At 60.2% G+C, this 26,699-nt stretch carries 24 protein-coding genes and 1 pseudogene; 20 read left to right on the forward strand and 5 right to left on the reverse strand.

Features of this window, described 5'->3' with window-relative positions:
* The first annotated feature begins 20 nt into the window (after nt 1-20).
* Entirely contained in the window at nt 21-2,522 is a 2,502-nt protein-coding gene (locus tag FHS75_RS09040; RefSeq protein ID WP_179407335.1) for a TonB-dependent receptor, read from the forward strand.
* Between the two features lie 274 nt (nt 2,523-2,796).
* A complete protein-coding gene (locus tag FHS75_RS09045) occupies nt 2,797-3,876 on the forward strand; it encodes an NADP-dependent oxidoreductase (protein ID WP_342356011.1) in 1,080 nt (359 codons plus the stop codon).
* Between the two features lie 114 nt (nt 3,877-3,990).
* On the opposite strand, the gene FHS75_RS09050 is transcribed toward FHS75_RS09045, so the two are convergent.
* Nucleotides 3,991-4,746 (reverse strand): SDR family NAD(P)-dependent oxidoreductase, encoded by a 756-nt coding sequence (locus tag FHS75_RS09050; RefSeq protein WP_179407336.1) that lies wholly within the window; start codon nt 4,744-4,746, stop codon nt 3,991-3,993.
* 296 nt (nt 4,747-5,042) lie between these two features.
* Between FHS75_RS09050 and FHS75_RS09055 the strand changes: the two genes are divergently transcribed.
* From FHS75_RS09055 to FHS75_RS09120, 15 genes and pseudogenes are all read left to right on the forward strand, one after another.
* On the forward strand, nt 5,043-6,287 hold the full coding sequence (locus FHS75_RS09055; RefSeq protein WP_179407337.1) for a cytochrome P450: 1,245 nt from the start codon (nt 5,043-5,045) through the stop codon (nt 6,285-6,287).
* 61 nt (nt 6,288-6,348) lie between these two features.
* Nucleotides 6,349-7,053 carry an EthD domain-containing protein gene (locus tag FHS75_RS09060; protein WP_179407338.1) on the forward strand — a complete coding sequence of 235 codons (705 nt, stop codon included), beginning with the start codon at nt 6,349-6,351 and terminating at the stop codon, nt 7,051-7,053.
* A gap of 480 nt (nt 7,054-7,533) precedes the next feature.
* Entirely contained in the window at nt 7,534-8,544 is a 1,011-nt protein-coding gene (locus FHS75_RS09065) for a phosphotransferase family protein (protein ID WP_179407339.1), read from the forward strand.
* A 2-nt stretch (nt 8,545-8,546) separates the two neighbouring features.
* Nucleotides 8,547-8,690 (forward strand): annotated as a pseudogene (locus FHS75_RS18245) (zinc ribbon domain-containing protein); the annotation flags it as partial.
* A gap of 60 nt (nt 8,691-8,750) precedes the next feature.
* Nucleotides 8,751-8,957 carry a hypothetical protein gene (locus FHS75_RS17840; RefSeq protein WP_229735523.1) on the forward strand — a complete coding sequence of 69 codons (207 nt, stop codon included), beginning with the start codon at nt 8,751-8,753 and terminating at the stop codon, nt 8,955-8,957.
* 132 nt (nt 8,958-9,089) lie between these two features.
* The gene (locus FHS75_RS09075; RefSeq protein WP_179407341.1) at nt 9,090-10,181 is read left to right on the forward strand and encodes a thiolase family protein; all 1,092 of its coding nucleotides are present in this window, start codon (nt 9,090-9,092) and stop codon (nt 10,179-10,181) included.
* Entirely contained in the window at nt 10,178-10,963 is a 786-nt protein-coding gene (locus tag FHS75_RS09080) for an SDR family NAD(P)-dependent oxidoreductase (protein WP_179407342.1), read from the forward strand. Before FHS75_RS09075 ends, FHS75_RS09080 begins: the two co-directional genes overlap by 4 nt.
* Before the next feature lie 10 nt (nt 10,964-10,973).
* Nucleotides 10,974-12,497: a class I adenylate-forming enzyme family protein gene (locus FHS75_RS09085; RefSeq protein ID WP_179407343.1), complete on the forward strand. Its 1,524-nt coding sequence runs from the start codon at nt 10,974-10,976 to the stop codon at nt 12,495-12,497.
* 50 nt (nt 12,498-12,547) lie between these two features.
* Nucleotides 12,548-13,855, forward strand: coding sequence for an acyl-CoA dehydrogenase family protein (locus tag FHS75_RS09090; protein WP_179407344.1), 1,308 nt, complete (start codon nt 12,548-12,550; stop codon nt 13,853-13,855).
* A 5-nt stretch (nt 13,856-13,860) separates the two neighbouring features.
* On the forward strand, nt 13,861-14,613 hold the full coding sequence (locus tag FHS75_RS09095; protein ID WP_179407345.1) for an SDR family NAD(P)-dependent oxidoreductase: 753 nt from the start codon (nt 13,861-13,863) through the stop codon (nt 14,611-14,613).
* 25 nt (nt 14,614-14,638) lie between these two features.
* Entirely contained in the window at nt 14,639-15,649 is a 1,011-nt protein-coding gene (locus FHS75_RS09100) for a Rieske 2Fe-2S domain-containing protein (RefSeq protein WP_179407346.1), read from the forward strand.
* On the forward strand, nt 15,642-16,379 hold the full coding sequence (locus FHS75_RS09105; protein ID WP_179407347.1) for a DUF2889 domain-containing protein: 738 nt from the start codon (nt 15,642-15,644) through the stop codon (nt 16,377-16,379). The genes FHS75_RS09100 and FHS75_RS09105 overlap by 8 nt, the downstream gene beginning before the upstream one ends.
* A gap of 266 nt (nt 16,380-16,645) precedes the next feature.
* A complete protein-coding gene (locus FHS75_RS09110; protein WP_179407348.1) occupies nt 16,646-17,536 on the forward strand; it encodes an enoyl-CoA hydratase in 891 nt (296 codons plus the stop codon).
* Between the two features lie 38 nt (nt 17,537-17,574).
* Nucleotides 17,575-18,765: an acyl-CoA dehydrogenase family protein gene (locus tag FHS75_RS09115; RefSeq protein WP_179407349.1), complete on the forward strand. Its 1,191-nt coding sequence runs from the start codon at nt 17,575-17,577 to the stop codon at nt 18,763-18,765.
* Nucleotides 18,762-19,853, forward strand: a complete 1,092-nt coding sequence (locus FHS75_RS09120; protein WP_179407350.1) for an acyl-CoA dehydrogenase family protein — start codon at nt 18,762-18,764, stop codon at nt 19,851-19,853. The genes FHS75_RS09115 and FHS75_RS09120 overlap by 4 nt, the downstream gene beginning before the upstream one ends.
* 18 nt (nt 19,854-19,871) lie before the next feature.
* Here FHS75_RS09120 and FHS75_RS09125 read toward each other — a convergent pair whose 3' ends face one another.
* Entirely contained in the window at nt 19,872-20,501 is a 630-nt protein-coding gene (locus FHS75_RS09125; protein WP_179407351.1) for a TetR family transcriptional regulator, read from the reverse strand.
* A gap of 258 nt (nt 20,502-20,759) precedes the next feature.
* Between FHS75_RS09125 and FHS75_RS09130 the strand changes: the two genes are divergently transcribed.
* Genes FHS75_RS09130 through FHS75_RS09140 form a run of 3 tightly spaced genes read left to right on the forward strand, consistent with a single transcriptional unit; the run spans nt 20,760 to nt 22,942 of the window.
* Nucleotides 20,760-21,557 (forward strand): SDR family NAD(P)-dependent oxidoreductase, encoded by a 798-nt coding sequence (locus FHS75_RS09130; RefSeq protein WP_179407352.1) that lies wholly within the window; start codon nt 20,760-20,762, stop codon nt 21,555-21,557.
* A 28-nt stretch (nt 21,558-21,585) separates the two neighbouring features.
* Nucleotides 21,586-22,038 carry a nuclear transport factor 2 family protein gene (locus FHS75_RS09135; RefSeq protein WP_179407353.1) on the forward strand — a complete coding sequence of 151 codons (453 nt, stop codon included), beginning with the start codon at nt 21,586-21,588 and terminating at the stop codon, nt 22,036-22,038.
* A complete protein-coding gene (locus FHS75_RS09140; RefSeq protein WP_179407354.1) occupies nt 22,016-22,942 on the forward strand; it encodes an LLM class F420-dependent oxidoreductase in 927 nt (308 codons plus the stop codon). The genes FHS75_RS09135 and FHS75_RS09140 overlap by 23 nt, the downstream gene beginning before the upstream one ends.
* Nucleotides 22,943-22,964: 22 nt before the next feature.
* Here FHS75_RS09140 and FHS75_RS09145 read toward each other — a convergent pair whose 3' ends face one another.
* Genes FHS75_RS09145 through FHS75_RS09155 form a run of 3 tightly spaced genes read right to left on the reverse strand, consistent with a single transcriptional unit; the run spans nt 22,965 to nt 26,673 of the window.
* Nucleotides 22,965-24,218 (reverse strand): acetyl-CoA C-acetyltransferase, encoded by a 1,254-nt coding sequence (locus FHS75_RS09145; protein ID WP_179407355.1) that lies wholly within the window; start codon nt 24,216-24,218, stop codon nt 22,965-22,967.
* A gap of 40 nt (nt 24,219-24,258) precedes the next feature.
* Nucleotides 24,259-25,038: an SDR family NAD(P)-dependent oxidoreductase gene (locus FHS75_RS09150; protein ID WP_179407356.1), complete on the reverse strand. Its 780-nt coding sequence runs from the start codon at nt 25,036-25,038 to the stop codon at nt 24,259-24,261.
* Between the two features lie 12 nt (nt 25,039-25,050).
* A complete protein-coding gene (locus FHS75_RS09155; protein WP_179407455.1) occupies nt 25,051-26,673 on the reverse strand; it encodes a class I adenylate-forming enzyme family protein in 1,623 nt (540 codons plus the stop codon).
* Between the last annotated feature and the right edge of the window lie 26 nt (nt 26,674-26,699).

Genomic DNA, 26,699 nt, shown 5'->3' on the forward strand with positions numbered 1-26,699 from the left:
TTCTTGGGAGGGGAGCGAAAATGACGGTTTTGAGAGAATCTCCGGTGGGTTCGCGTTTCGTCGCGTTGGGAGCGCTTGCGATCGCCAGTTGTTTTACGACACCGGCAATTGCCCAGACCAGCGAAGACGAGTCGAGGCAAAGCGCGTCGCAGGGCGGTCTTTCCGACATCATCGTAACTGCACGTAAGCGCGAGGAGAGCGTACAGAACATCCCGGTTGCCGTGATTGCCGTGACGTCCGAAGAACTCGCCAATCGCAATCTGAACAACATCGAGGCGATCTCGCAGTCGGTACCGCAGTTCGTCGTTGCACGAGGAAGTACCGGCAGCGGCGCGAATTTAAGCCTGCGCGGGATTGGCTCCAACTTCACAAGCATCGGTATCGAACAGTCAGTTTCGGTAAATGTCGACGGTGTCTATTACGGGCAGGGCCGAGTCTTGAACGAAGCCGTATTCGACATGCAGCAGGTCGAAATCCTCAAGGGGCCGCAGGCGCTGTTCTTCGGCAAGAACTCGACTGCCGGCGCCCTTTCTTTCACCACTGCCGACCCGGGGCCAGATTTCGAGGCCATGGCGCGTGCCGGTTATGAATTCCGTACGCAGGACAAGTATTTCGAGGGCATGATTTCCGTGCCCCTGACCGACACCCTCGGTGCCCGTTTCGCAGGGCGTTTCACCGATATGGATCAGGGCTACATCCGTAACCAGTCTACAGGCGGCACGTTCCGGGTCACCGACACGCCGACGGGGACCATCACTGACTACAACGTACCGCCAGCAACCCGCTATGGACCGCTCGAACGCAACCTGAACCTGCGCGGTACACTGAAATGGGAGCCTGACAACCAGTTCAGCGCGACGATCAAGGCTTCCTTTGCAGACCGAAAGGCAACTACGCCGGGCTTTCTGAACGAACTCTTCCTCTGCCCGATCAACGGTACGTCACAACTGCAGCCGGGCAACGAGTGTAACAAGAACTGGAAAGGCTACTGGGATGATCTTCCCTCGGGCCTGGTAAGCGGCAGCCCCCTCCTCGGCAGAAAGGATGGCAAGAATTATGACGAGTACCGGTCCTACACAGTAACGGGTACGATCAGGTACGACACCGACAAGTTATCGCTGAACTGGGTGAATGGTTACCAGAAATTCCAAAACCAGTTCATGTTGAAGTCGGACACGACGTCCAACGCAAACCGCGGAACATATGCAGGAACCGACACGAGCTATCATGCCTATTCAACAGAGCTGAGGGCGCAAACCAGCTTCGACTTCCCTGTGAACGTGCTCGTTGGCATCTATTACCAATCTTCTCAGCTGGATTTCCAGCAGGATATCATTTTCCCGGGCTCACCTACTGCCGGTCACGCGATAAACTCGGCAGCTCCCGACCCCTCGCTGGTCCCCCTCACAGTCCGCAAGCTGAGCGACACCGAAGGCAATACGTTTGCTGCTTTCGGTCAGCTACTCTGGGACATCGTACCGACAGTTCAGATGACGGCAGGTGGCCGACTGACGCACGAAACCAAGGATTCGAATTACGCGCAGCCCTACGTACATCCAAATCTTCGCGGCTTCTTCCGCATGCTCGATCCGACCGTACCAGCAAGTCAGTTCATCTATCACCAGAAGTTCACCGACTTCTCACCCGAAGTCACTCTTACCTGGCGACCCGACAGCAATCTCACCGTCTATGGTGCTTACAAGACAGGCTACAAGTCCGGTGGATTCTCGATCAGCGGCCTCAACACGATCACGACATCCGTCAACGATCTGGCCTTCCAGCCGGAGACCGTCGATGGCTTCGAGGCAGGCATTCGCACTCAGCTGGCGGATAACCAACTGCGCCTCAATGTGACTGCCTTCACGTACGACTACAAGGATCTTCAGGTCGACTTCTTCAACTCGGCAATTACAACCTTCGTCACGTTCAATGCCGGCACCGCCCGGACTCGTGGCATTGAATTCGATGCGGAGTGGGCGCCGCGCGCGGCTCCCGGACTAAATGTCCGTGCGGCATTCGCGTACAACGATGCAGAGTACACAAGATTTCCTGGTGCGCCGTGCTACGCGGGCCAGACTCCTGCCCAAGGTTGTATGGCGGCAACCGCGACAATCCCTTACGTGCACCAGAATCTGAAAGGTACGCCCACCCAGCTTGCTCCGGAGTGGACCGGTTCCTTGACCGTGAACTACGAAACGGAAATCGGATCCGGACTAAAGGCGGGCCTGACCACGAACCTGCGCTACAGCGACTCCTATCTCGTCAGCCCGTTCGGGAACCCGCTGGACCGGCAGTCGGCATATGCAATGCTCGATGCATCGCTCCGAGTAGGTGCCGAGGATGACCGCTGGCAGGTTGCGCTGATCGGCAAGAACCTGACGAACAAGTACGTACTCACCTATGCGCAGGACGCGCCGAGCACGGGTTCCGGAACTGGCACCGCTGCGGGTGTTCCAGCCGACCAGTTCGGTTTCCCCCTACCTCCGCGTACCGTCGCGCTTCAAGCAACGGTTAGGTACTGATTGCTCGCGGGGCTGGAAGGGAGCGCGGCCACACCGCGCTCCCTTTTCAATAGCAGGGCAGGGCACCCGATTGAACGTGAGTATCTGCCAAAGGCCTAGGACTCACGCGTCATCGCGGCCCGAGTCTGCTGCATTGCGTCAAGTCCCTTGCCGAGCGGCGGCTTAATAGGCATCACCACTCAGCCGGCAATCCTCGTCGAAAGCGCGCCACTGTATTCTAAAGCTTGCCGGCGCAATCGCGCCGCGATGGTGAAAATCGGCCGAGCATGTACTGGTGCCGATTTGCAAATCCGGCACAGCTTTTGTTAGTTTCAATTATCGGGATATGGATGTGGCTCTGAATAATCGACGCTGGCTTCTTGCCAGCCGGCCTGACGAAAAGATGGCCGTCGAGAATTTTCGTTTCTCTGAGGAGGAATTTCAAAAGCCGGACCTGGCCGACCGCCAGATCCTGGTCCGCAACCGGATGTTCGCGTGTGCGCCCACCTTGCGCAACTGGGTGAATCAGGAGGGCAAGAGCTACAGGGCTTCCGCACAGCTCGAAGTGCCGATCGTCGGGATGGCCGGGGTCGACGTCATCGATTCGCGCCACCCCGATTTCCCCAAGGGTTCGAGGCATATTCTACTTTCGCGGTGGGAAGACTATTCCGTGATCGAGCCGGACAAGTTCGCGACGCCTACCCTGCCGGTCGCCGCCGATCTGCCCTTCGAAAAGGCGATGAGCATTTTCGGATTGAACAGCATGACGGCTTACTTCGGTATCACCCGGATCGGTCGCCCCGCCAGAGGTGAAACGGTGGTCGTCTCGGGTGCTGCCGGATCGACAGGATCGATGGCCGCGCAGATTGCTCGTATCATCGGCGCGCGGGTCATCGGAATTGCCGGCGGGAAGACCAAATGTGACTGGCTTCGCGACGAGCTCGGCCTCGACGACGCCATCGATTACAAGACCGAAGACGTGGGCGCGCGGCTTGCAGAACTCTGCCCCGATGGCGTCAACGTATTTTATGATAACGTCGGCGGCGAAATCCTTCAGGCTGTCATGGATAACATAGCCCGCAAGGGGCGTATTGCGGTCTGTGGTCAGATTTCCGCCTACGATTCGGACAAGCTGTCGCAGGGACCGAATGACATGATGAAGCTCGTATACTGGTCCGTTCGCATCGAGGGATTCCTGCTCGGCGATTTTGTCGATGACTTTGATGAGGCCCGATCCAGCCTCGAAAAGTGGTACGCCGAGGGCTTGCTGGTAAATCGCACGGACCTGCGCAATGGGATCGAAAACCTTCCTGCCAGCTTCCTCGACCTTTTCAGCGGCCGGAATGAGGGAACTCTGCTGGTTTCAGCAGATTGAGCGATGACAAGACTCCGGCCCGCGCAGGCGTGGCCGGGCCATGCATCTCTGACGAACGAAGCAGGTGGAATGGTTTACGTTCCATGCGCTGCGCAATGTCATGGATCTCGGCGGTTAGGTAAGTTGCATGCCACCATCGGCGACCAGTCCTGTTCCAGTTACGTAGGCGGCTTCCGAAGTCGTGAGCCAGACGGCCGTAGCCGCAATCTCCTGACTGGAGGCAACCCGCCGGATCGGCATCATCTCGCCAAGCGCGTCGATCCCCGCATCATCAAGCGATCCCTCTAGAAGCGGCGTCCTGGTAACCCCGGGCAGTATGGCGTTGACCCGGATATTCCGGGGGCCATAGTTCAGGGCGGCACTTCTCGTCAGTGCAAGGATTCCCGCCTTTGTCGCCTGGTAGTCGGGCTGGGTCCAAACTGGCTTGAGAATCCCGGCCGACGACATGTTGACGATTGCGCCGCCACCGGACCCCAACATCGCCCCGATCTGATACTTCATGCAAAGGAACGTGCCGGTAAGATTGACAGCGATCGTTTCGGCCCAGTCCATGTCCGCAATGTCGCCGATCGGAACGCACGGGCCGGGGACGCCCGCCGCGTTGAAAGACGCGTGCAGGCTTCCGAATGTCTCGACCGCCTTGTCGACGCTGGCTGAGACCTCTTCCGATTTACTTACGTCCGCCCGGATTCCGAGTGCATCACCGCCCGACCGGGCAATCTCGCTCGCGGTTTGCAGGGCGGTCTCCTCGTTGCGGTCGACAATAACGACCCTCGCGCCTTCCTTGGCGAACAGCAGGGCTGCAGCCTTGCCGATCCCACTTCCGCCGCCAGTAACCAGGACAGTCTTGCCTTCGCATCTCCGTTGCACCCAGTCTCTCCTCTGTCTCACCCCTTGGCGCCCTGGCTTTTAACCTTCGTCCATCTCCGAGGCAAAGCCGATGGAGCTAAATATCATGAACTTTGATTCAGCAGTCACCAAGGTGCTTGAAGCGCTCATGGTGTCGCGGTAGAATCCAAAGCACAGAGTTTCCGGAAGAGCTTCCGGCGCAATGAACCGTCGGCACGGGGAGATATCCTTTACAGCTGACAGAGCTGGCCAGCCGCAATCCTGTCGCTCCCTTCACGGGCCGGTTGCCTGCGGGTCTCGAAGAAAAATTTGGGAGCATGGCAGAAGTGGATTACTCAACAGAATTTAACCCCTCGCGTTACGATTTCGGCGAACTCTATAAAACGTTGGAAGAAATCAGAAGTAACGAGCCTTTCTTCTGGTCCAAGAGATATAACGCGTGGGTAGCGACAACCTACGACACCGTGCTGCAAGTGGTCAGGAGCGACCGGTTCTCAATCGAGGGGTCCCTCGAAGCGGCGCAGCCGCACGGGTACTGCCCTGCCGCTCGCGAAGAGCTGGGAAAGGGCGTCGACTGGCTGGTCACCGAGAATCTCCTCACGGGGGAAGGCGAAACGCACCGTCGGTTCAGAGGCGCCATAACCAGCGTGGTCACGCCCACGCAACTCAGGGAGATAAAGCCGGTCATCGAAGGCCTCGTTTCAAAGCTGATCGACAACCTTGAAGGCCGCAACGAGTGCGATTTCGTCAGTGACTTCGCCTATCCCCTGGCCGTGCTGACGACCTTGCGCATGATCGGCTTCGACGATGCCGAAAAAGACATGCATCGCATTCCCCTGTGGGTCGATGAGACGTTCAAGTTCTTTGCAAAGGCGATGGACGACGAAGAGCAGGTCGTTGCCGCAAGAAACGCGGTCGAGTTCCAGCATTACATTCGCGACCACATCAACTCGCGTCTCCAAAGCCCGAAGGACGATCGCCTGAATGCGGTCATCGATATTCTCTCGTCGGAGCCGTGGAACCTGTCTGTCGACGAGATGATAATCACCTTTACGCACACTTTTGTCGGGGCTGGCCAGGAGACGACCAAGTTGGCGCTGAGCAATATGATGCTTCACATGCTCCGCGATCGGGATCACTGGCTTGCCGTCATAGAGAATCCCGGATTGATTCCTGCCTATGTTGACGAAATACTGCGCCTCGATGCGCCGCTTCTCGGGATTTACCGCACGTGCCTTGAAGACACGACCATGCATGGCCATCAGGTGAAGAAGGGCGAGAAAATCTTTGTTCTGCTCGGATCGGCAAACCACGATGGCGCTCGCTTCGCCGATGCGGAAAGCCTGTGCCCGGTTCGACCGGACAGCCCGCCGATGATGACGTTCAATACGGGCAAGCACTTTTGCGTCGGGGCCGGTCTTGCCAAAATGGAAATGGCGATCTCTCTCGAGCAGCTGACGGCCCGGCTGCCGAGCATGCGGCTCAAGAACGATGGTGGCGTCGAGTACGAAGCCAACGACGTGAACAGGTTTCTCTCGGCGCTGAAGCTCGAGTGGGACTGATCACATTCGCGAACTGCGATGGCCGGGTCGAATTGCAAACGCAAAAGTTTTGGAGAGGCCGATGACTGTACCGCTCAACAGGAAAATTGTTCTTACATGTGCCTTGGGCAAGAACGGCGCCGCCGAAGCCAAGGATTTACCATCGACCTTACGCGCTACTCGCGCTTCCATCGGAAACCAAGTTTCTCTCAGTATCTCGATTCTTGTCGAAGAGACGGGCTTGCCTCCGACACCTCACCAGATGCTGACTTCCGAAGGCCCGAAGCCCGCCAATCTCGTTTGCGAACTTTCATCGGAATCGTCGGAGGGCTGGAGCGATCTCTTCTCGGCTGCCAGTGAAGTCGTAGCGCAGCTCGGTTCGGCAATCGACCGATCCAGGTCCAGCGCATTTGCCGGCAACGAAGTGGCGATCACGTCGGGAACGGGGCCGGCGTTGCTCGTGTTCGGGCTTCGGCGGCAGCAAAACCTGTCGCACAAGGAATTCATGTCGCACTGGTTTGGCGACCATCTCGAGGTAGGAAAGGATGTCGAGGGGGTAAGGTACAAGCAATGCCACGTCGACGAAGGTGCGAGCAAGGAACTCGCTGCAAGGTTAGGTTTCTCCGATCGGGTATGGGATGGCGTTGTCCTTTCCTATTTTGATGATGTCGCCGCCGGGGTTGCGCTGATGTCGAGCGAAGCCGTCAGTGGCGCGATCGAAGATGAGAAGGCCTTTGTCGATCACAGCCAGTCCAGTTTCGGGTATTACCAATCGATAACTTCGTGAAATTGCTCCTACGATCGTCCGAGTTTCGCTCTCGGCGTATAGGCAATTGGCAAGGTTCCGGGGCCTTCGCAACGGTACCAACCGGCAAGGTCAGTGCCATCGTCTCACGGTAAGACAAAATGTTTTTTGGCGATGTATGCGATTGTTTCGGGCAACGCCGGCTCCACGGAGGCATAGAAAGCGAAGGGCTCATTCGTTATGACTGATAAATCATTTTCTTGACGACGCGAGGCGTTTGGCGCTTGATTATGACTGGCCAGTCATAGATAATCGACGCTCGTGATAGGTGCGGGATCGCACTGTCTCAACGAGGTAACTCATTCCCTCGACGTGGGCTTGGAGCAGGAAAGTGTCATGGAGAGGAATGCCGTGCACCTGCTTGACGCCCGATGGAAAGGACAAAACTAGTCAGGTCCGATGGATCTGCCTTCTTGTATCAAGATGACCGCCGAACCGCTTTCTCCAAGTCCCTCCGCCTTGATGCCCCCGGCCGCGGTGATCGACGGTCTGCAGGCATGGGCAGCGAGGTTTTGCGGACCGCTTGCCAGGGTCGAAAGCGTGCGGGATCTTGGCGGTCACTCCGGCGAAACATTCTGCTTCACCGTCATCGAGGGCGACCGGCACCGCGATCTCGTCGTCCGGCTTGCGCCACCCGAACAGGGCGACAGGGCAGCCGATAATCTCATGCGCCAGGCCTCGCTTCTTCGCCTGCTTTCGAACGCAAGGGCGAAGGTGCCGTCAGTCGTGGATGCGTCGGCAACCGGGCAGGACTTTGCCGGAGCTCACATGATCGTCGAGATGCTGGCGGGCAGACCTCTCATTATGGGGCCGGAAGGCGGTAAGCCGTGGCTGCCTCCAGAGGACCGCCGGTCGGCCTACTGCGCCGCCGCAAGCGAACTGGCGCGCTTTCACGAGCGTTCGGTCCTGGACCGGCTCGATGGATGGGACACGCAGCGCACACCTGCTGAAGAAGTTGCCCTTTGGCAACCGGCCCTCGATCGCTCGGCCCAGGCGGACTGGACCGGGATCGGCATGGAACTGGCGGATGCCCTCGCGAAGTCCGCACCGGCGGAGTGGACGCCCGGGCTCTGCCACGGCGATTTTCAGACGAACAATATCCTGTTCGATCGGAACGATAGCGGGGTCGTCGTTACCGGTGTGGTCGACTGGGAAGTCGCCCATATCGGTGCCACAGAGCTCGATATTGCATGGTTTATCATGATGAACGATCCGCTTGCATGGGATCCCGTCGAGCGACGTGGTGAAGGACTGGACCTGGCGAGCCTTGTCGCATCGTACGAGGAGGCGGCGCAGCGCGCCGTTGGCAACCTTGACTGGTTCCATGCGCTCGCGTGCTATCGCATCGCGCTTATTGCGGGCTACAAGATCAAGCTTCACAGGACCGGCCGCAAACGCGACGAAGCCTGGGAGCGCGCTTCATCGTCCGTGCCAAGGCTTTTTTCACGCGCGGCCGATTTGCTGAGTTCGTGAAAGTGTCCGTTCAACCACTCTCCAGGGCGCCAAGGCAGGCCAAGTGGCTCGAACCCTATTGGGAGGGGTTGAACGATGGACAGTTGCTTTTGCCGCGCTGCTCGGAATGCCGGGCATGGCAATGGTATCCTGGCGCCGGTACATCTCATTGTCCCGGCGCATCGATCGAATGGCGTCCGGTCGGTCCGCTGGCGAAGGTATTTACCGTGACGCGCGTCGAAAGGCCGCTCCTCGAAAGCGTGCGGGAGCCATATTCTACCGGCCTTGTGGTGACCGAGGACGCACCCGAATGCAGGATCGCGGCCTTCTTCGACGAAAGCGCAGGCGCTGTCGCGATAGGAGACACCGTTCGTCTGCACGTTACATACGGAGAACAACCGTTCCCCTATTTCCGCCGGGACGCAGCCTCGTGATCGCCTGCGTCTACTTCTTGATTGGTGCCGAATGGCCCAACGAGTCCATACCGGAAAACGAATCTGGCCGTGCGTGACGTCGCCATAGTCGGTGTAGGCGAAACGCGTCCGGTCCGTTCGGAACCACGGTCGATGCATGCCATGACCGCCGAAGCGGCGCAATTTGCGCTGGCCGACTCCGGACTGACGATAGCGGAGATCGATGGCTTCGTGACAGAATCCTCCTCGATGCCGCACGAAGTGCCGGCCGAGGAACTCGTCGCTGCTCTCGGTGGCCGGATGCCTGCATCACCCTTCATTGCCTATGGGATGCGATACGGAGCGGGCCTCGTCGCAGCCGCGGAGCTGGCAGACCATGCGCTGAGGTCGGGACGCGCGAATTACGTAATTTGCTGGTTCGGGCTTCAACTCAGCAAGCAGTCGCAGGGCCCCCGCGAGATTTATGCGGCCGATCCTGTGAAGGCCGATCTGGAGATGCCCAGCGGCTGGTTCGGCCAACCCGTCTATTTTGCCGGGATCGCTCAGCGGTATGCTCATGAGTACGGATTGCCCGAAGCGGCCCTCGCGGCTATCGCAATCGAGGCGAGGGAGCACGCGATCCGAACGCCCGGTGCGATGAAGCAGAAGCCGCTGGATTTCGACGGCTATCTAGCGTCGCCTGTCATAGCCTCTCCGTTGCGCGGCCCGGACTGTGCGCTCATCAGCGACGGTGCGATCGCGTTTGTTATGACCACCACCGAGCGCGCGAGGGACCTTGCCCATCCGGTCGTGTCGGTGCGGGGTATCGGCATCGGCTCGACCCCCGTGCCGGGCGACACATGGTTCACCCAGAACCCGGACTACCTCATAACGCCGGCTGCAATCTCGGGACCGATGGCGTTCGCTGAAGCGCAGATGTCCCCGGGCGACATTGACTTTGCCGAGCTCTACGATTGCTTCAGCATCAACACCCTTCTCCAGTTCGAGGACCTCGGCTTCGCGCCAAGGGGAGAAGGAGCAAGGTTCGCAGTCGAGAAGGGCCGCGGCCTTTCGGACCGTTTGCCGACCAACACGCACGGTGGCCTCCTGGCGCATTCGTTCTCGCTCGGAGGCGGACACATCATCGAAGCGGTGAGGCAATTGCGACACGAACGCGGGGCGGGGCAGGTGCCCGGTGCGAGAACCGGACTGGTCACCGCGCTCGGCGTACCCAATCACGCCACAATGATTCTGGAGAGGTCATGACCGGAAACGATACGGACAGGGTCGCCCTTGTGACGGCGGCAACCAGCAGTCTGGGGCGAGCCATGGCGGAGCGCCTTCTTGCCGATGGGTTTCGCGTAGTCATAAGCGGTCGAAACACGGAAAAGGGCGCCAGAGCCGCGGAAGAGCTGTCCTCCGATGGACGGGCAGTGTTCTTCGCCTGCAACGCCCTCGACCAGAGCCAGTCCGAAGCGATGGTCGACGAAGTCGTCGAAAGGTTTGGACGCCTAGATGTCCTGATCAATAATGCTGGCGGTTCGAGCGGGTTTGCTCCGGTTCACGAACTTGCGGACGAGGCCTGGGAGCAGGCATTCTTGTGGAACGTGTCTTCGGCGTTCTGGACCGTCCGACGGGCGATACCGACAATGCTTGGCAACGGCTTTGGCAGGATCGTGAACATCAGTTCGGTGCAGGGAAAACAGGCCAACAGGCCCAATACCAGCCACTACGTTGCCTCCAAGCATGCCCTCAACGGCTTCACCAAGGCCGTGGCGCTCGAATACGGACAACGGGGCGTGACCTGCAACGCGATCTGCGTGGGCGCGGTCGAAACCGATCTCATGCAAACCGCCGGGCGCAAGGCGGCGGAGGCTGCGGGGGTGAGTTACGAGGACTACAAGCAGCGCTATGCCGATGCGTCGATGATCCGCCGGCTGAATACGACGGATGAGGTAGCCGCGATGGCTTCGCTGCTTGCCTCCGACGCGGGCGCCGGCATCACGGGCGCCATTCTCAATGTCGATGGTGGCACGTGCCCCTACTGAAAAGCCCAGGATGACACAGATGATGCCAGAGAACCTCGCCGCGCGCTTCGATATCCATCGCAGGACCGATCCGGACGCAATCGCGTTGGTCGTGGGTGACGAGAGTTACGATCGCGCCGCAGTCGGCGAGATGGCCGATCGCGCCGTGGCCATGTTGAAGGAGAACGGCTTCAAGGCGGGAGACCGCGTAGTCGTCCAGTACGATACCTCCGTCGAGGATGTGGCGGTGGCGATAGCGACGGCACGGCTTGGCGGAACACTGATCCCGGTGCCCAAGCGCCTTGGCGTTCGAGAAATCAATTTTCTTCTTGAGCGATCGCAGGCGGCTCTTTTCTGTCACGTCGGGACCGAACCGACAGAGGGTCTGGCCCCGCCGGCATCCGCCCGCGTCATCAGCACCAGGTCAATCGCATCATTCGAGCCTCTATCCGCCGAGGTCGTCGAAACGCCTGGCGACCATTGCGCCCTCATCGGCGTTACATCCGGCTCTACCGGACAACCAAAGGGGGTAATGCACAGCTGGTCCGGCGTTGCATGGTCCGCAGAGCGGATGCGGGCGCTCGGGAGGGTGCAGGACCGCGAAGCCATTCTCATGACCGGCGCAGGAGCGGGCGCACCGGGGTTCACCTTCTTCACTTACATGCCGCTCGTGACGGGCGCGACGGTAGTGCGCGCTTCGCGCTGGAATCCGGTTGAGGTCCTTCGTCTGGCCAAGCGGCACGATTGCGTCTGGTCGTGCATGGTGCCGACCATGCTGCGGATGCTGCTCGACGCAGGGCCGGAAGCTCTGGGCGGTCGCAAGCTGGAGGCGATGCGTTCGGTCAGCATGGGCGGCGGCTTCATGAGCCTGGAACTGATCGATCGCGCGCGTTCCGAACTCGGCATGGAAGTCCTGCGCATGTATGCGATGGCTGAGTGCATGTGCAACGCGAGCACCGAGCTCTCCGATCCTGTAGAGGTACGCAATGTGCTCGACGGTCGACCCGGACCGGGCGCGGAACTGGCGGTCTTCGATGACGAACGCCAGCCCCTTCCAACGGGCAGCAGGGGCGAAATCGGTCTGAAGGGTCCGTCGCTACTGCTTGGCTACCTCGGTGAACCCGACGGGAAATCGAGCTTGATGACGGCCGACGGCTTTTTCCTTTCGGGCGATATCGGGGTAATCGACGAGGCTGGCTTCGTCAGAGTCGTCGGGCGCAAGAAGGACATGATCAATCGCGGCGGCTACAAGATCGATCCGTCCGAAGTTGAGGAGCTGATTGGCCGCAACCCTGCGGTCGGAAAGGTGGCGGTGGTTGGGTTTCCCGACGATCTCTACGGAGAGCGTTCTTGCGCTGTCGTCGAATTGCGCGACGGTCACTCGCTCGAATTCGATGACCTGAAGAGTTATCTCGTCGGCGAGGGCCTCTCGAAGGAGAAGCTGCCGGAACGCTTCGAGGTGTGGGATGCTTTGCCGCTATCGCCGGACGGGAAGATCCTGAAGGGAGCGGTCAAGCAACGGGTCGGGACAGACCCTGCCTCGGCTCTGGGCTGAATTCGTGCATTGCCGGCGGTCGGAACCCGACGATCTTCAACGAGGACAAGATGATAGATTTCGAACTTGAGGACGAATTCAGGAAGAAGCTCGATTGGGTGCGGACCTTCGTCGACGAGAAGGTCGAAAAACTCGACGTTCTCTGGCCCAGTCCGGCGAGCCCGCACGACAAGTCGCTCGTCGAGGCACGCAAGATACTGGCTTCGCTGCAGCGAGAGGTGAAGGACCGCGGATTGTGGGCGGCGCACCTGGACAGGGAACTGGGCGGTCCCGGTTATGGTCAGGTCAAATACCTGCACATCGCTGAAATCCTCGGGCGGACCAACTGGGGCTCGGTCGTGTTTGGTTGCCAGGCGCCAGACTCCGGCAACTCGGAAATCCTGGCACGATATGGGACGCAGGAGCAGAAGGAGCGCTATCTGGCGCCGCTGCTCGACGGCGAGATTTACAGCGCCTTCTCGATGACCGAACCTGAAGGCGGGTCGGATCCCCGCTACTTTACCTGCAGCGCGGAAAAGGACGGCGACGAGTACGTCATCAACGGAGAAAAGTGGTTTTCCAGCCACGCGAATTACTCCGAATTCCTCATTGTTATGGCTGTAACCGATCCCGACGCCGATCCTTACGAGCGGGCGTCGATGTTCATCGTGCCAACTGCCACGCCGGGCGTCGAATTCGTTCGCGAGACAGGGGTCTTCACCGAATCCCACGATGAACGCGGCGGACACCCTTACATCCGGTACGACAATGTCCGGGTGCCGGCTTCGGCGATGCTAGGCCCGCGCGGACGTGGTTTCGAAGTCGCGCAATCCCGCCTCGGCGGAGGGCGTATCCATCACGCCATGCGCACGATCGGGCTTTGCCAGAAGGCCATCGACATGATGGCCGACAGGGCTGTCAGCCGCAAGACGAGCGGTGTCCTGATCAAGGAGAAGCAGTCCGTTCAGTTCGACATCGCGGATTCGCAGATCGCGCTGCATCAGTTCCGGCTGATGGTGTTGCACTGCGCCTGGCTTGCCGATCAGGCGGGGCGCGAGCGGGAACTGCGGGCAGCCATTTCCATGATCAAGGTCGCCAGCGCCGACGTCGCCGAAAAGATCATCTGGCGCGCGATGCACATGCACGGGTCGCTGGGCGTTTCCAACGAGATGCCATTCGCGCACATGCTCTTCATGACCGGAATGCTGGGACTGGCCGACGGACCGACCGAGGTTCACAAGGTCTCGGTGGCACGGCGGGTGCTTCGTAATGCAACACCCCACGAAGGCTTCTTCCCGCCGCAGCATTTGCCGACGGCGCGGGCGATCGCACTGGAAGAGTTCGGCCTTACCGAGGAAACGGTCAACAGGCGGGGGTGATAGCCATGAGGGATCCTTTCGATTTTACCGGCAAGGTCGTCCTGATCACGGGCGGCAGTCGCGGTCTCGGCAGGGAGATGGCGCTGGGTTTCGCGCGTCGGGGAGCCGACATCGTCGTCGCTAGCAGGAAGCTGGAGGCGTGCGAGGCCGTGGCGGACGAAATCCGAGCACTCGGGCGCGAGGCCGCTGCCATTGCCGTGCACGTGGGCAAGTGGGATTCGGTCGAAGCTCTGGCCGACGCTGCCTACGAGCGCTTCGGCAGGATCGACATCCTGATCAACAATGCGGGAATGTCGCCGCTTGCGCCGTCGATGGCGGAAGTCAGCGAGGAGCTTTTCGACAAGGTTGTCCAGGTCAACTTCAAAGGCGTATATCGCCTTTCCGTCCTGATCGGTTCGCGAATGGCGGAAGGAGAGGGCGGATCGATCATAAACGTTTCGTCGGTGGGATCGCTGCTGCCATCGCCCTATTTCCCCGTGTATGCCGGAGCAAAGGCTGCAGTGAATGCCCTTACGACTGCGCTGGCGCGCGAATATGCCCCGAAGGTGCGGGTCAACGTGGTTTGCCCCGGTGGGTTCCTTACCGACGTCGCTGGTGACTGGGCCGAGGATCCGGAGGCCCTGGAAAGCGTGATGCTGAACAGGTTTGCGCAGCCCGACGAATTGCTGACAACCGCGTTTTACCTGGCAAGCGAAGGATCGAGCTTTACGACCGGAGCACTCATTCGCGTCGATGGCGGCGCCATGTACACGAAATGACGATGAACGAAGCAGGACGACAAATATGCCTCTAGCCGACCAAACCGACGGGTTTCCGCATGAAGGTTTTCCCAGCGGATGGTATCAGATCGCGTGGGCAGCCGAACTGGAAGTCGGCGACGTAAGGCCGCTGCATTATTTCGGTCGCGATCTGGTTCTTTATCGCGGTTCGAACGGATACCACTTGCTCGACGCATTCTGTCCGCACATGGGTGCGCATCTCGGCCATGGGGGAAAGGTCTCAGGCGAAAGCATCGTCTGCCCCTATCACGGCTGGCGGTGGGGCCCCGACGGGGTGAACAAGCTCGTGCCCCTGGAAAAAAAGGCCACCGACCGCTGCACGATCAGGGCTTGGGAGACGGTTACGGCAAACCAGATCGTATGGATGTGGTTTGACGAGCTGGGCCGTCCGCCGCTGTTCGACCCGCCCGTGGATCTTCCGGGGGTCGCGGAGAGGAAGCGGTATGACCTGTTCCCCAACTGCACCAAAAGCTGGCGGAACGTGCGGACGCGACCGCAGTACATCCCCGAGAACAACGTGGACATCGAGCACTTGCGATGGATTCACGGTGCGAAGGGGCCGATCGAGACTACGCGGCTCGAGGAGGAAGGCTACAAGCTGCATATCGCCAACACGATCGTCTACGGCTACGGTAAACAATCGACAAGGCTTACCCCCGATGGCCCTATCGAGGTGGAAGTTGCAGCCGAACTATGGGGGCTCGGGTTCCAGTACACCATCTTTCCAGCTCCCGATCACGCGATAAGCATTCAGGCCCAGACGCCGGTGGACGACGATCACTGCGACATGTTCCAGTCCGTCCTGGTATTGGGCGAGGAAGGGTTCGACCCCGCGGCGGCGCCGACGGGACTGGCCGCCGTGCGCGTCCGCGAGCAGCTGGTCCAGATCGAGCGCGACATTCCGATCTGGGAGAACATGCGGTATCTGGCCAACCCGTCCCTGTCTCCGGGGGAGAGTGAGGTTCTCGGCAGGGTAAGGCAATGGGCAGAGCGGTTTTACCCGACAAGTGCCTGAAGCTCGTCCGATCATCAGGCGTGCGATCGCATTGTTCCACCCTGAACCGGACGTTACCGTTGGCTGGCTGGAGGATAACTACCACCACTTCGGCGTGACGCTCCGGCACGAGGGAGGCGTCGTGAGGGCGGTTTCGTCACGGGCGGTCCGGTTTCCCTGGACGACCTGCGGCGGAGCGACGGAAGTGCTTCATGCAGTCACAGGGCAACCCTTGCTGCAAAGGGCGCAGGACCTCTCGAGGAGACTGGGTGTCCATGACCACTGCACCCATCTGTTCGAGCTGGCTGCGCTGGCGATGTCGCACGCGGCGCGTTCGGGCCCGGATCTTCGATACGATGCCTCAGCATACCATGACCCGAAAACGCCCGAGCGGCACGAGGTGGTCCTCAGGCAAAGCGGACGTGAAGTCCAGTCCATGGAAATCCTTGATCGACGGATTGCGGCGCCGTCTGCCTATGCGGGTCACCACTTGTACGAAGGGTTCCGCGAGTGGCTTGCAGGATTGCCTGCCGAGGAAGCGGATCGCCTGTGGATCCTTCGCCGCGTGTTCTGGCTGGCAGAGGGCTATCTGCAGTTCAAGCCAGGCGAAGTTGCCGCGGACTCCGGAATGGGAGCCGTGTGCTATACTTTTCAGCCCGAGCGTCGCACGATCGCTCTCGCATCCGGCACTACGCTCGATCTGAGCGATCCCGGCATCGAGTTGCTTGCACATTCCCGTGAAATACCTTGAACATAAGGTTCGGTTCCGCCGTTGCTTCCAGAGCATCGACCCAGAAATATGACTGGACAATCATAAATGGGTGACAGATTCCGGAGGCCGTGCTAATCGTCGGAACACGGGCCGATGATGGCGATACGTTGGCCTGTTCAGTTCGCGGTTTGGCGGATAGCTATCCAGGCTTGTTGTCCAACGCATGCGGGCGGGGTCCTCAAGGGCCGAAGGGAACGGCGTAGCGGTGCCGCTTTCGATCGCCGAAATTTTCGGGGAGCAATGATTTGTCTGAGACCGAGGCCCTGGTTCTGTACGAACTCGACGATGCCGGCGTCGCACGGATTACCATGAACCGGCCCGGCGCCAGCAACGCGCAGAACGTGGCGATGACTTATGCTCTGGACGAGGCATTCATGCGTGCCGCCAAGGACAACGCCGTTCGGTGCATCATACTTCGGGGAGCAGGCCGGAATTTCTCGGCCGGCCACGATCTTCGCGATCGGAATCATGATGCGGTGGGGCGCGATTACCCGCTGACCGGCGTCTGGGGCGATGTCGAGACGCAGACCGTCGAAGGTTGGATGGGCTGGGAGCACGAGACCTATCTGGATGCCTGCCGGCGCTGGCGCTCGATTCCGAAGCCGACGATCGCCCAGGTGCAGGGAGGTTGCATCGCCGGGGGACTGATGCTCGCGTGGGTCTGCGATATCATCGTTGCTGCCGAAGACTCGGTGTTCCAGGATCCCGTGGTGAACATCGGGGTCCTCGGCGTCGAATACTTCGCACATGTCTGGGAATTGGGCCCCCGAAAGGCCAAGGAACTGCTGTTCACTACCGAAAGCTGGAGCGCTCAGGAAGCGCACCGGATGGGCATGGTGAATCACGTCGTCCCTGGCGAGGAGCTTTCGGACTTCGTCGAGGCGATGGCGAAGAAGATCGCAACAAAACCCACACTCGCCATCAAGCTTGCGAAAGAGGTGATCAATTCCTCGGTAGACATGCAAGGCCTTCAAAGGTCGATGGACCTGGCCTTTGCCTATCACCAGCTCAACCACGCGGACAATCGCCTGCGATTCGGCGGATTGCTGAATCCCCACGGCATTCCCGAGGTTGTCAGGCGAAAGGGCAATCTAAGCGAACTGGTCGTTGGCGACGGCCGCGACACCGAGAATTGAATTCCTGCGCCCTCGTGGCGGAGAAAGGGGCAAGTTGCATGTCCAGATCGGGTGAACTGGCCGAGTTCCGGAAAGAGGTCGCGGACTTCTGCGAAAGCCGGCTGCCAGAGGACATTCGTCGCAAGGTTCTGCTGAACCAGCATCTCGAGAAGGGCGATTTCGTTCGCTGGATGCGGATACTGCACGAGAAAGGCTGGCTGATCGCGCACTGGCCAGAGGAATATGGCGGCAAGGATTGGCCACGCCTGAAGCGGTGGGTTTTCGAGAACGAGTTGTACAGGCTTGGCTCGCCCTGGCTTGCGCCGTTCGGCGTTACCTACGTCGGACCCGTGATCTACACTTTCGGCACGGAAGCTCAGAAGAAGCGCTGGCTGGGTCCGACTGCCAGACACGACATCTGGTGGGCGCAGGGATACTCGGAGCCCAATGCGGGGTCCGACCTTGCAAACCTCCAGACCCGCGCCGTTCGCGATGGCGACCACTATATCGTCACCGGTCACAAGATATGGACCTCAATGGCGCAGTGGGCGGACATGATCTTCGCGCTGGTCCGAACCGATCCCGATGCGAAGCCGCAACACGGGATTTCCTTTCTGCTCATCGACCTGAAAAGCCCCGGCGTTTCGATACGGCCGATAAAGAGCATCAATCTCGTCGAGGACCTCAACGAGGTATTTTTCGATGCCGTCCGCGTTCCCGCCGATAACCTGATCGGTGAGGAAGGGAGAGGCTGGACTTACGCCAAATTCCTGCTCGACAACGAACGTCTTATTTCGGCAGAAGTCGGGAAGGCGCAGCGTCTCATGGAGCAATTGCGTTTCTTCCTTCGGGAGACCAGCGCGGGCGGCCGCCCGCTTATCGAAATGCCGTCCTGGCGTTCGCGGATTGCCGAGCTCGACCTGCGGCTGCGGTCGCTGGTCAGCCTTTGCAATGCGATGTTCGCCGAACTCGAGGCAGGGGACGATCCGGGCCTTTCCGCATCGATGCTAAAAATCGAAAGTGCAGAACTGCTTCAGGCAATATCCGGCGCCCAGATCGATGCCTTGTCTGAAGGCGGGCTCTCCTATCAGGCGGAAGCCCTCGATCCCGATAGCCCGGTGCCGCACGTCGCGCCTGAAGGCGCGAGTGGGGCTCTTGGCGAGTATCTGCATGGCCGCGTCTATTCGATCTGGGGAGGCTCCAGCGAAATTCAGAAGAACATCATTGCAAAGGCGGTGCTCGGACTGTGAAGCACGAAGCAAACCTCGACGCGGAAGTTCGCCGTCTTTTCGCGGCAACGGTAGAGAAACTGGCGAAGCAACACCACAGTATAGAGAGGTGTCGCGGGCCGCGGTTCGAATGTTCAGACGAGGAATGGTCGGCCTTTGCCGAGCAGGGAGTCTTTGCGCTCGGCATTGATCCCGAATACGGCGGCCTGGGCGGAGGAATCTCCGATCTCGCCGCGGTGATGAGGCAAATCGGATATAACCTGCTTGCGGTGCCCTTTTTCGAGAACGCGGTGATGGCCGCGCTCCTCGTCAATCGTTTCGGCTCCGCAGACTTGAAGGAATCGCTGCTGCCGCAGATTGCGGAGGGATCGGTGCGCATGGCCGTGGCGCTTCGCGATCCGGGTACTGTCGGCGCGGATGCAAATCACCGAGCGCAATTCGCTGGAGACACGATTTCCGGCGTGAAGGACCAGGTGATGGACGCGGAGAATGCGTCGAAGTTCCTGGTCGGCGCCCATGATGTCGACGGAAAGATGGTCCTGGGCATGATAGAACGCGACAGCCCCGGACTGTCAGTCCAGCACTATCGCCTTCCGGACAACCGGATAGCAAGCAGGCTGACGCTGGATTCGGTCGTGGCCACGATCCTCGCCGTCCCGGACCCGGGCGACATTCAGGCGATCTTGGATGCCGGCGCGGTGTGTCTGGCTTCCGAAACCGTCGGCGCCATGGCGGCGGCTAATCGGATCACTCTGGACTACGCCAAGGTTCGCAGGCAATTCGGTCGCCCGATCGGAGACTTTCAGGTGCTCCAGCACCGTATGGTCGACATGTTCATCGCCGAGCGGAGGTCGCGTGCCGTCGTCGACGAGGCAGCCGCGGCCCTCGACAATAGTCTGTCCGACCGGACGATGGCAGTTTCCGTCGCGAAGGCGCAGGCCGACAAGTCGGGTCGGTTCGTGGCGGAAAGCGCCATCCAGATACATGGTGGCATGGGCCTTACGGACGAATGCGCAATTGGCCACTACCTGAAGCGGATTTTGCTGAACGGCTCGCGGCACGGTACAGCAGCCTGGCATCTGAACCGGTTGTCGCTGCTACAACGCTGACCCAGCGCGCGCGGGCGTTCAAATGCCCAGTCCATTCGAGGCGAACTTCACGTAAGTCGCGATGGTCCTCGCGATAAAATCCTGATCGGCAGCGGTCTTCCTGTTCACCCGAAAAAGAAGCGCTGTGCGGGCATTGACGAGCATTCGGGCAACCATGTGCAATTCCTCGTCGCTGGCATCGGCGAAGGCACCGCTCGTGAGTGTTCGCTTGAACGAGCGCACGTAGCTGTCAGTGATCCCCTCGAGCCAAAGGCTATAAGACTTCGGCGCGAAGAGCTGCGCTTCGTAGAGGACCCTGTTCATGTAGGGGTGCGCGGCCGTATACGCGATATTGGCGGTGAAGCCGAGGCGCTCCACCTCGATCGGGTCGCTCTCGTCGCCGATCGCTTCGGCGATACTCCTCAACATGTCGTCGCCGAGCGTGGGTAGTATCGTATCGAACAATTGCTGTTGTGACTTGAAGTAGAGATAGAATGTCCCGTGGGCCATTCTGGCCTTGGAGGTAATCCTGGCGACCGAACACCCTGCGTAACCATGGCGACCGATAACCTGCGCCGCCGCATCGAGAATCTTCTGTCTGGTCGCGACCTGCCGGTGAGCGCGTCTTTCGGCGACGGAACTCGCGGTCTTGCGTCTGACCTTTCGCACTTTCGGCCCAGAGCCCTGTTTCGTCACCACACTTGCCATTCCGCTTACCGCTCGAAGTCCCCATTATCGGCAGCAACTGGTTCGGGCAACCGCCGCGGAAGCAATCCGACCACAGCAAAAAATGATCCACAAGTCATTTTTGGCTTGCGGGCATATCGAGAAGTTGCGATGCCGGCGAGCACGACAAGAGAGGTTGGCCGGGCGAGGCGCGCGTAATTCCGCTTTTCGCGATTTCCTGGCCGGTCGGAGGATTTTGCGATGGGCAGGCTCGATGATCGCGTCGCGATCATAACCGGTGGCGCACAGGGACAGGGTGCCGCGACAGCTCGCCTGTTCCTGAACGAGGGCGCTCGCATCGTGATCGCCGATGTTCGGGAGGATGAGGGCAAAGCGCTCGCCGAAGAGCTTGGCGAGCGCGCATGCTTCATTCGGCTCGATGTCTCGGACGAAGCGAACTGGCAGAGCGCAATAGGCTCGATCACGGATCGCTGGAATACGATCGATGTCCTGATCAACAATGCCGGGATCGTGCACATCGCGGCTCTCGTAGAGATGGAGCGGAAAGACTTTCAGCGCGTGCTCGACGTCAACCTGATCGGGCCCTGGCTGGGGATCAAGGCGGTCGCTCCCGTCATGATCGCACAGTGCCGTGGTTCGATCGTCAACATCCTGTCGACGGGTGCCCTCTGGTCGATGAATTCCACCGGCGCGTACATGGCAGCCAAGTGGGGGTTGCGCGGTCTTACCAAGAACGCTGCGATGGAGCTTGGGTGGCAGGGCGTGCGCGTCAACGGAGTTTTTCCCGGCGGCGTCAACACGCCCTTTGCGAACATCGGCAACAAGTCGACCGAAGAGATGAACAAGCTCTACGTCGGCCAGACCATCCAGAGGATCGGCGAACCCGAGGAGATTGCAGAGGCAAGCCTGTTCCTCGCCAGCGATGCCTCGTCCTACATGGCGGGTTCGGAACTCACGGTCGATGGCGGGATGACTCTGGGCGTATTCCACGATTATCTGCCCGGAGCGCCGCCCAACGCGTCTGAGGGGCAAGATTGAACGGGATGCAGAACGGGAAAGATTTGCGATGACCGACGATTTCGCAGAACGGCTTAAAAGGCTGGAGGCAGCCGAAACGGCGCGCAACGCAATCAACAAGTATTGCCTGGCACTCGACCGGCCCGATCTAACGATCCTGGAAACGCTGTTCTACAGGGACATAACGCTGCGTGGCTATTATGTCGGACGTTTAGAAGGCCGGGAGGACGCCTTGGCCTACTTCGCCAAGGCGGTTTCCACGCCTTGCAAACATCGCAAGCATTACACGACGAACTCGATCGTCGAAGGCATCGACGGCGATATCGTCACGGCGCAATGCTACTTCTTCTCGTGTCATGGCGATCCCGAGAAGATGAACGTCGCCTGGGGTCACTACGAGTACAAGGTGCGCCTGCAGAGCGATGGCGGAGAGATTTGCGACCTCAATATTATCCTCGATCAACCTGTGACGCCGATCGGTGCCCTCGAACCCGCCACCTGAAGACAAGCGGCACCTGTCGCACGATCGCTCAAGCCGGAGATTTAGCATGAAGTTTGGAGTGGCCCTCTTTCCGCTGCGTGTGGAACAGATGAAAGAGCTCGTACCCGCCGCGGAAGAGATGGGTTTCGATTCGGTCTGGTTGGGCGAACACGTGGTCACGCCCCTCAAACACGATTCTAAATTCCCGTATTCGCCGGAGGCCGGGAAGGATTCCCACGACGCCTTTCATGCGAACCTGCCGTTCTACGACCCATACGCCGCGCTGGGGTACCTGGCGGCGATTACCAGTACGATGAAGCTTGCGGTCTCAATCTCCATCGTGCCTCTGCACGACCCCTTCCACCTCGCCAGATCGGCGATGACACTCGACCTTTTCTCGAACGGTCGCTTCATGTTCGGCGCGGGCAGCGGTTGGCTGAAAGAAGAATTCGACATCATGGGGCGCGATTTCAAGACCAGGGGCAAGCGCCTCGACGAGACGCTCGATGTCATGGTCAGCCTCTTCAACGAAGAGGTCACGACCTACGACGGGGAAACTCTCAAGATTCCACCTGTCGCGATGAGCCCGAAGCCGGCGTCACGTCCCAACCCACCGTTCTTTTTCGGGGGCCACGCCAAGGTCGCGCTGCGGCGGGCCGCACACCGCGGCAGCGGCTGGCTGGCCAACGAGATGCCTCCGGAAGAGATGGTAGAGGCAGTGAAAACGCTCCAGGAATTGCGAAACGATGCCGGACGATCCGACATTCCCTTCGAGGTCAGCAACGGCCTGATCGGCGATGTCGATGCCGATATGGTCAAGCGGTATGAAGACGCAGGATGCGATCGTCTTGTCGTGCGTCCGTGGCTGCGCGGCCGCGATGCCCTCAAGAATCTGACCGAGCTGGCGGATCGGCTACTGAAATGACAATCGGCGGGATGCCGTCGGCCTAGACGCGCTCGATCACGATCGCAGGGGCCATTCCGCCCGCCGCGCACATGGTCACGAGGCCGCGCCGCAGGTCACGCCTTTCGAGTTCGTCTAGCAAGGTTCCGATGAGGATCGTTCCCGTGGCGCCGATAGGGTGGCCAAGGGCGATGGCCCCGCCGTTGACGTTCACCTTGTCACGGTCGAGCTTGAGGTCGCGAATGAACTTTTCGGCGACCACTGCAAAGGCTTCGTTGATTTCCCACAAGTCGATGTCTGCCGGGGTAAGGCCTGCTTTTTCCAACACTTTGCGTGCAGCCGGCACCGGGGCATTTAGCATCAAGGTCGGATCCCCGCCCATGTTGGCCGTCGCCACGATGCGCGCTCTGGGGGTGAGCGCGTGGCTTTCCGCGTAGTCTTTCGAGGCTACCAGCACGGCAGCGGCCCCGTCGACCACCCCGGACGAGTTCCCCGCGTGGTGGACATGTTCGATTTCAAGGTCGGGGAACTTGCGCAAGATGAGTTCCCGTGCGGTATTGCCGTCGAGATCGACGGGCATGTCGCCGACCTTCCCGAAGCTGGGTTTCAGGGAAGCGAGGCCCTCGGCAGTAGTCTCAGGACGCGGAAACTCCTCGTGGTCGAGAACGAGCGCTCCGCTCTCGTCGTGGACGGGCACGAGGCTGCGGGCGAACCGGCCCTCCTTGATCGCTATGTCGGCGCGTCGCTGACTTTCGAGCGCAAAATCGTCCAGCGCCTGTCTCCCGATCCCTTCAAGCGTGGCTATCGCATCGGCGCATACACCCTGGTGCGACTGGGGATACCTGTCCTGCAACCGCCGGTTCCCGGAGCCCATGATCAGCGGCATGATGCCGGCCGCGATCTCTTCCTGCATGATTGTCATCGTCAGGGACATCATCTCTGTCCCTCCCGCGACCACGAGATCCTCCATCCCCGCCATGACCTGGGCGGCAGCGAAGCCGACCACCGAGATGCCTCCTCCGCAAAACCGGTCGAGCGTGGTCCCACTTACCTTGGGATCGTACCCGGCATCGAGCGCGGCCATGCGTCCAAGGTCGCCGCCTTGCTGGGCCTTTTGCATGCTCGTCGACCAGATCACGTCATCGATGTCGGCAGTGTCGATCCCGTTCCTGTCGGCGATGGCAGCAAGGACCGTCGCGGCGAGGTGCTGGGGATGCATCGCCGCCAGCGCTCCCTTGCCGACCTTCCCTATGCCGCGCGGAGTACGCACTGCGTCGATGATATATGCCTCGGTCATCCCGTTTTCCCTGCAATTTCGATGAACATTGGGCGCCGCCTCATCGCGGCGCCATGCGAATGGCGCCGTCGAGCCTCACGTCCTCACCATTGAGGTAGGGGTTGCGGCACATCTCCAGCGCAAGGCTGGCAAACTCGGAGGGGATGCCGAAACGCTTGGGGAAAGGAACATTCTCGGCCAACGCTTCCCTCACCGCTTCGGGTGCGCCCATCATCAACGGAGTGTCGAAGATGCCTGGCAGGATGGTATTTATGCGAATGCCCTCGCTGGAAAGGTCGCGTGCGATGGGAAGCGTCATGCCGACGATACCGGCTTTCGAGGCCGCATAGGCGGCTTGTCCGATCTGGCCATCTTCGGCCGCTGCGCTGGCGGTGTTGATGATTACGCCACGTTCTCCGCTTTCCAGCGGGTCGAGCGTCAGCATGCCCGCGGCGGACTTCGCCGTGCAGCGGAACGTACCGATCAGGTTGATGCGGATAATGAGTTCGAACGCGTCGATCGGGAAATGCTTGGGTTCGCCTGTCTTCCGGTCTCGGCTCGCGGTCTTGAAGGCGTTGCCGGTCCCGGCGCAATTGACCATGATGCGCTCTTGCCCGTTGGCATCGCGCGCCTTGGCGAAACCGGCGTCCACGGAGGCTTCGTCGGTTACGTCCACCCTGCAAAATGTGGCGCCGATTTCCGTCGCGAGCGTCTTCCCCTTATCTTCGTTGAGGTCGAATAGGGCTACCCGTGCGCCCTGGGCTGCAAGGCTTCGGGCAGTTGCCTCGCCAAGTCCGGAGGCGCCGCCGGTGACTACGGCACCGATCCCATTAATATCCATTTCGTTCTCCGGTCATTCTCTTGCTGTTCGATCGTTTGCGGGAGCGCTGGGTAGGGCTTCGAAAATCTTGCGAAGCTCCTTTTTCAGGATCTTCCCGTTGAGGTTGCGGGGCAGAGGATCGTGGCCAATCGTGAAACTCTCGGGAACCTTGTAGTCTGCCATTCGCGCCGCGCAAAACTCTTGAAGTTCGCGCGATTCCGGGCAGCTTGCGCTGAGCGGCACCGATACGAATGCATGAACCCGCTCTCCTAGAACCGGACAGGGCTTTGCAATCAGAGCAGCTTCCGTGACGGATGGGTGTTCCGCCAGGACGCTTTCGACTTCGGCGGTGAAAATCTTGTAACCACCCCGGTTGATCATGTCCTTCAGGCGATCGAGCACGTACACGAAGCCATCCTCGTCCACTTTGCCGAGATCGCCGGATTGCCAGTATCCCTGGTCGAAGCTGGCCGCCGTGGCGTCTGGATTGCCCCAGTAGCCTGGAGCTACTGTCGGGCCCGCAATACAAAGTTCGCCTTCCTGATCCGGCCCGAGTTCCTCGCCGCCTTCGCCGATGACCCGGAAGGATGTGCCGGGTACCGGGAAACCAACCGAGCCGGAGCGATGCTCGGCATGCTCTGCGGGCATTATCGTGACAGCACCGCATGTCTCGGTTGCGCCGTAACAATTCATGAGGTCCAGTGCCGGGAGCTTCCGTTTCAACTCGACGATGGTCGGGACCGGCATGGGCGCTCCGCCGAAGGCTCCGATGCGCCATCTAGAAAGATCGTATGACGCGAGGTTCACGCGGTCGAGTATCAGTTTGTACATCGCCGGGACCAGGAGCGTATGGGTCATCGCTTCGCATTCGGCCGTCCGAACGAAATGCTCGGCTTCGAATTGCGGAATGATTATCGAACAGCCCCTTGCGAAGGCCATCGCACACAGAGTGGCCGTGATTCCGGTGATGTGAGACAGCGGGACCACGCAGACCGAGCGATCGGCGGCGTCGAGATCCATGCACATCGCATAGATCGCGCCGACGTGGACCAGGGCCACATGTGCTACCAATGCCCCTTTCGGCTGGCCGGTCGTACCTGACGTGTACATGATGAGGGCCGTATCGTCGTCCTTCGGACATTCGAAGTCGGCGGAACCATCCGCTTGCGCAAGGCTGTCGAGATTCTTCCGGGTATCGCCGCATTCCATCGCCAGGGCGGGGACATCGGGCGGCAGGATGTCGGTCAGCGATGGCTCATGCAGGATAAGGCGGGCGCCCGATTGGCGGGTAATATAAGCCAGACCGGGTGCCTGTTCGCGAATTCCGACCGGCACGGCGACGGCGCCCAGGCGGGTGATCGCATAGAGGGCAATGACGAATTCGGGGCGGTTGCCCAGCAACATTGCCACGCGATCGCCCCGCAATATTCCGCGAAATCTCAAATGAAGTGCGAAAGCGCGGGAGAGGTTGTCAAGCTCCGCCCAGGTGCAACGGAAATCGCCGCAAACCAAGGCTTCTCCTTCGGGATTTTCCCTGGCTGCGTTTCTCAGCATTGCGGGAAGCGACGAGGGGCGATCCCGGAGGCATGCAACATCGCGAGCACCGAAATGCCTCTCGGTCTGAAATGCGGCCGTCGAGATGTCCCAGGCGATCATCGACTCAAGTCGCTTGTCGGGCGCCG

It is taken from the genome of Novosphingobium marinum (genome assembly GCF_013408095.1).
In the GTDB taxonomy this organism is placed as follows: Bacteria; Pseudomonadota; Alphaproteobacteria; order Sphingomonadales; family Sphingomonadaceae; genus Novosphingobium; species Novosphingobium marinum.